This is a genomic window from Phytoactinopolyspora endophytica, from assembly GCF_004138495.1.
GTDB classification, from domain to species: Bacteria; Actinomycetota; Actinomycetes; order Jiangellales; family Jiangellaceae; genus Phytoactinopolyspora; species Phytoactinopolyspora endophytica.
This window is the reverse complement of sequence record NZ_ML142859.1, coordinates 19,758-24,175: the sequence shown is the minus strand read 5'-3', so window position 1 is coordinate 24,175 and position 4,418 is coordinate 19,758. Positions and strand designations below refer to the sequence as shown.

The window sequence follows — 4,418 nt, the reverse complement described above, 5'->3', positions numbered from 1 at the left end:
AGAGAAGCTCATGAAGAAGCGGCTAAGGGTCCTGGGTGCGCTACTCGGAGTCTTCGGCCTGGGCTTCCTGGTCGCGGGCGGCGTCGCTTTCGCCAAGACGCAGGAGGGCTACGGCTCACTTCAGGCATTCAGCGAAGCTCAGAACGTCACGCTGACCTACAACGAGGACGGCGAGCTGATCGACCGCGGCACCACCGAAGGCGCCGACGCGATCATGGACCTGCTCACCGAGGACTGGAAGTACCCGGTCGTGGAGTCCGATCTGGACCCGGGCGACCCCCTGGTCAACACCGCCACCGAGTACATGTACCAGATGGCGACCGTGGGCTACCACGTACTGAACGGCACCCAGACAGTCGAGCTTGAGGAAGCCGTCGAGTACAACGGCGAGACCTTCGACGCCGGGACCTACGAGATGGACGTCGAAGGCCGGTACTGGAGCGACTTCGACCGGGACCACCCGATCGAGGGCGCCGCCCGCGAGCAGGCGTGGAGCGGAACGGCACACGGACTCTTCGGCGAGCTCGGGGTCGGCACGGTCACCCACTCGGCTCTCCAGCTGGGCTTGGGACTCGCCGGGCTGTTCGCCGGCCTCGGGGTAGTTCTGCTGGTCACCGGCGGCGGTCTGATCTGGGCCGGGCGCGCCCGGGCCGACGCCGGCGTCGGTTCGCCAAAGCAGCAGACAACGGGCGAGCCGGTCAGCGTCTGACGGATCCGCCAGACTTGTCCCTCATCCGCAACGACGACGGAGGCTCTCCGGATCCCGGAGGGCCTCCGTCGCTCGGCTCATACTCGTGCGATGAGCAGGGTGACATAGGCGGTCCCGGCCGCCAGGACGGTCGCCCCGGCACCGACGAGGACGGCGCGGCCTCCGGTGCGCGCAAGCCTGGCGAGATGCACGCCGGCACCCAGACCGAACATGGCGGCCGTCAGCAGCAGCGTGGCCGTCGTCTCGGCGACGTTCAGCGCCGCGTCGGGCAGGACGCCGATGCTGCGCACCACCACCATGCCGAGAAAACCGAGTACGAACAGCGGTATCAACGGGCGCCCAGGCCGCGTCTCCCGCCTGCCCCGCCGTGTCACGGCGACCGCCGCCACCAGCGGAGCCAGCAGAACCACCCGGCCCAGCTTGGCCACCACCGCCACCAGCAGCGCTGTCTCTGAGACGACGGCGGCCGCTGCCACCACCTGAGCGACCTCGTGGATGCTCGCCCCGGCCCAGATGCCGAACTCCTGGTCACTCAGACCCAGGCCGCCCTGCAGGAGCGGATACACGGCCATGGCCAGGCTCCCGTACAGGGTCACCAACGCCACAGCGGTGGCCGCGTCATCATCCTTCCCGTCGACCACACTGTTCATGGCGGCGACCGCGGAGGCGCCGCAGATCGAGAACCCGGTGGCGAGCAGGAGCGAGCGATCATCTCCGATGCCCAGCCGGCGGCCGAGCCACCGAGTTCCGGCAAAAGTCACCACGACGGTGGCTCCGACGACGATGAGGTGGGCGGGACGCAGGCTCAGCAGTTCCGGGACCGCGAGCTGCAGGCCAAGCAGTACGACGCCGGCGCGTAACATCCTTCTGGTAGCCAGCGCGAGGCCGGGTTCCATGCGAGGCCGCAGCAGCTTCGCGTTCCGCGCAAGCACACCCAGTGCCACCGCTACGGTCAACGGGCCGAGAGCGCCCACGAACCGGCTGAGGACGAAAGCTCCGGCGACACCCGCGACGACGACGGCCAGCCCGGGCAGGCACCGGGCGAGCGCCGCGCCGCCTTCCGAGTCGCCCGACTCCCGAAGCACGGTCTGCCGCTCCCGAAGCACGGTCTGCGGGCCTGCCGGTCCATTCCTCACCCTTCGATGCTCCACCAGCGCCGTTCGCTGCAGAAGGCCCAGTTGACAATGGGTGCATAGACTCGGTCTATGACGGCTAGGCTGGAGCTGCATTCCATGGAGCTGTTGCTCGCCATCGCCGAGCACGGCAGCATCGGCGAAGCGGCCAGGGCGCTGGAGCTCGCTCAGCCGACGGTCAGCACCAACCTCCGCCGGCTGGAACGCCAGCTCGGGCTGCGGCTGGTCGAACGGACGGCACGAGGGTCACGGCTCACCCCGGCGGGGTCCGCGGTCACCGACTGGGCCAGAGAGGTCCTCACGGCATCGGACCGCTTCGAGGCGGCCGTCGCGGCGCTGCGACAGGAGCGTGCCGGCCAGCTTCACGTCTCCGCGAGCATGACCATCGCCGAGTACCTGATGCCCGTCTGGCTCGCCGACCTGCAGCGGCGTGAACCCGATCTGGCCATAGCACTGCGCGTGGGCAACTCCGAAGAGGTAGCCGGCCATGTACTGTCCGGGACGGCCGAGCTGGGCTTCGTCGAAGGCGTCACCGTCCCGGACGGGCTGCGTACACACGTCGTCGCGGAGGATCGCCTCGCCGTCGTCGTCGGGGTCGACCACCCCTGGGCCAGGCGCGGCGAACCGGTCGCCCTCGACGAGTTGCTCTCCGCGCGGCTCGTCCTGCGTGAACCCGGTTCCGGGACCCGGGAGACATTCGATCACGCCGTCTCCTCGCTCGGTCACCCACGGCCACGTCCCGCACTCGAGCTCGGCTCGACGGCATCGATCAAAACAGCCCTGCTGACCTCTGACGGCGTCGGCGTACTGAGCTCGCTCACCGTCCAGGCCGAGATAGCCGCCGGTCGGCTGGCCTCCCTCGACGTCGCCGGACTCGACCTGCGACGCCTGCTGCGACTGATCTGGCGCGAGGATCACAATCTCAACGGCCCCGCGGCTCTCCTCGCGCACCGCGCCACGTCCACCTGACGAGCGACATCCGCCACTCCCCGAAACCGGTCGGGCGATGGGCTCGGGGGAAGGGTTCTCCCGGCTCAAGCCCAGCCGGGCCCCAGATCAACAGAGCCCAACACACGCCACGCAACCATGTGCCGGGAGAACCCTTCCCCCGAGGTCATCGCCGTATCGGCTCTTCTCGCTTCACGGCAGCCCGGCGGACAACGTGCGCACCAATGTCTCCTGCAGCCAGCCGAGCCAGTCGTAGACGTCGTGGATATGCCGGCGCGGGTCGTCGTCGGAGAGGTTGGCCCACTCATCCTCGTCGTCGTCGGAGATGCCGAGCCGCGTTCCCAGCGCCAACCGCAGATCGGTCAGCGTCCGCAGCCACGCGTCCGCCTCTTCGGCGTTGAGCTCCACCCGGGTCTTGTCCCGCGGCCGGCGTTCCTCCGGGTTCATGCCTTCGGACGTGGCCAACGACGTCAGCACGGTGGCTGCCGTCCCCGCCTTGGCCTCACGCAGCCCTCGCTCGGTGAACCGGCGGAAGTCCGACGCGGACTCATCGTCGCCGTTATAGCCGTCCGGGAACAGACGTAGCAGCACTGGATCCGTCGGACGTGCGGGTGTGTCCTCATCCGCCAATCCCAGAGCCGCCGCCCAGCCGTCGTCACTCTCCTTGGCCTCGGGCTCGTCGTGGACCAGTTCCAGGAGCTGGCCGACCAGCGAGCGCAGAAGCTCTACCTCAGCGGTGTGGAAGGACGCGGTCACGCCACCCCCACGCGCCCGCCGGAACGCTGTACTCAGCCTAGGTCCCCCGCCTTCTGCAGTGTGGCCCACAATCCGTAGGAGTGCATGGCCTCCACGTCACGCTCCATCTCCTCGCGGGTGCCCTCTGACACGACGGCTTTGCCCTTCTCGTGTACATCGAGCATGAGCTCCTCCGCCTTGGTTTTCGGGTAGGCGAAGTAGGCCTGGAAGACGTAAGTCACGTAGGACATCAGGTTGACCGGATCATTCCACACAACCGTCACCCAGGGTGTCTCCGGCGCCGGAGCCTCGGTCTCCTCGACCTCCGGGCGCTCGATCTCCACAGGTGCGGTCGTCACAATTCTCAAGTGTCGCACTCTTGGCTCGCTGCGGCCACATTCCCTGACCAGTGGCGCGCCGTCGAGCTAGTCTGAGTGATGTGTCGGCGACAACGGCAATGCTTACCGATCAGTACGAGCTGACGATGCTGCAGGCCGCGCTGGCCAGGGGCACCGGGCAGCGACGCGCGGTATTCGAGGTGTTCGCCCGTCAGCTGCCGCACGGTCGCCGGTACGGCGTGGCGGCCGGCACCGGTCGGTTACTGGACGCGATCGAGACGTTCCAGTTCGACGACGAGGCGTTGGAGCATCTGGACAAGGCCGGCGTGGTCGACGATCCCACGCTCGAATGGCTGGCCGGCTACCGCTTCTCCGGAGACGTGTGGGGCTACGGGGAGGGCGAGCCGTACTTCCCGCATTCCCCGTTGCTGATCGTGGAAGCGCCCTTCGCCGAGGCGGTGCTCCTGGAGACGCTGGTGCTGTCCATGATGAACTTCGACTCCGCGGTGGCCTCGGCGGCGTCCCGGATGACGTCGGCGGCCCGGACACGGCCGT

The 4,418-nt window shown here is 68.4% G+C and carries 5 protein-coding genes and 1 pseudogene; 3 read left to right on the top strand and 3 right to left on the bottom strand.

The window, feature by feature from the left end:
- A partial coding sequence (locus ELR45_RS20265) for a hypothetical protein (protein WP_205856940.1) occupies positions 1–709 on the top strand: 709 nt, incomplete at its 5' end.
- A gap of 77 nt (positions 710–786) precedes the next feature.
- Here ELR45_RS20265 and ELR45_RS20260 read toward each other — a convergent pair.
- Positions 787–1,845, bottom strand: coding sequence for a YeiH family protein (locus ELR45_RS20260; RefSeq protein WP_205856939.1), 1,059 nt, complete (start codon positions 1,843–1,845; stop codon positions 787–789).
- A gap of 69 nt (positions 1,846–1,914) precedes the next feature.
- On the opposite strand from ELR45_RS20260, the gene ELR45_RS20255 reads away from it, so the two are divergent.
- Positions 1,915–2,811 (top strand): LysR family transcriptional regulator, encoded by an 897-nt coding sequence (locus tag ELR45_RS20255; RefSeq protein ID WP_129667988.1) that lies wholly within the window; start codon positions 1,915–1,917, stop codon positions 2,809–2,811.
- Between the two features lie 171 nt (positions 2,812–2,982).
- Here ELR45_RS20255 and ELR45_RS20250 read toward each other — a convergent pair whose 3' ends face one another.
- Together ELR45_RS20250 and clpS are read right to left on the bottom strand one after the other, a co-directional pair.
- The gene (locus tag ELR45_RS20250; protein WP_276320709.1) at positions 2,983–3,615 is read right to left on the bottom strand and encodes a DUF2017 domain-containing protein; all 633 of its coding nucleotides are present in this window, start codon (positions 3,613–3,615) and stop codon (positions 2,983–2,985) included.
- Entirely contained in the window at positions 3,579–3,884 is a 306-nt protein-coding gene (clpS, locus tag ELR45_RS20245) for an ATP-dependent Clp protease adapter ClpS (protein ID WP_129667987.1), read from the bottom strand. Before clpS ends, ELR45_RS20250 begins: the two co-directional genes overlap by 37 nt.
- Positions 3,885–3,982: 98 nt before the next feature.
- Here clpS and ELR45_RS41150 point away from each other — a divergent pair.
- Positions 3,983–4,418, top strand: a pseudogene (locus ELR45_RS41150) (nicotinate phosphoribosyltransferase); the annotation flags it as partial.

Bases quoted from the DNA above. Each gene is read 5' to 3' on its own strand.
- ELR45_RS20255 (WP_129667988.1), top strand. From the start codon at position 1,915: ATGACGGCTAGGCTGGAGCTGCATTCCATGGAGCTGTTGCTCGCCATC.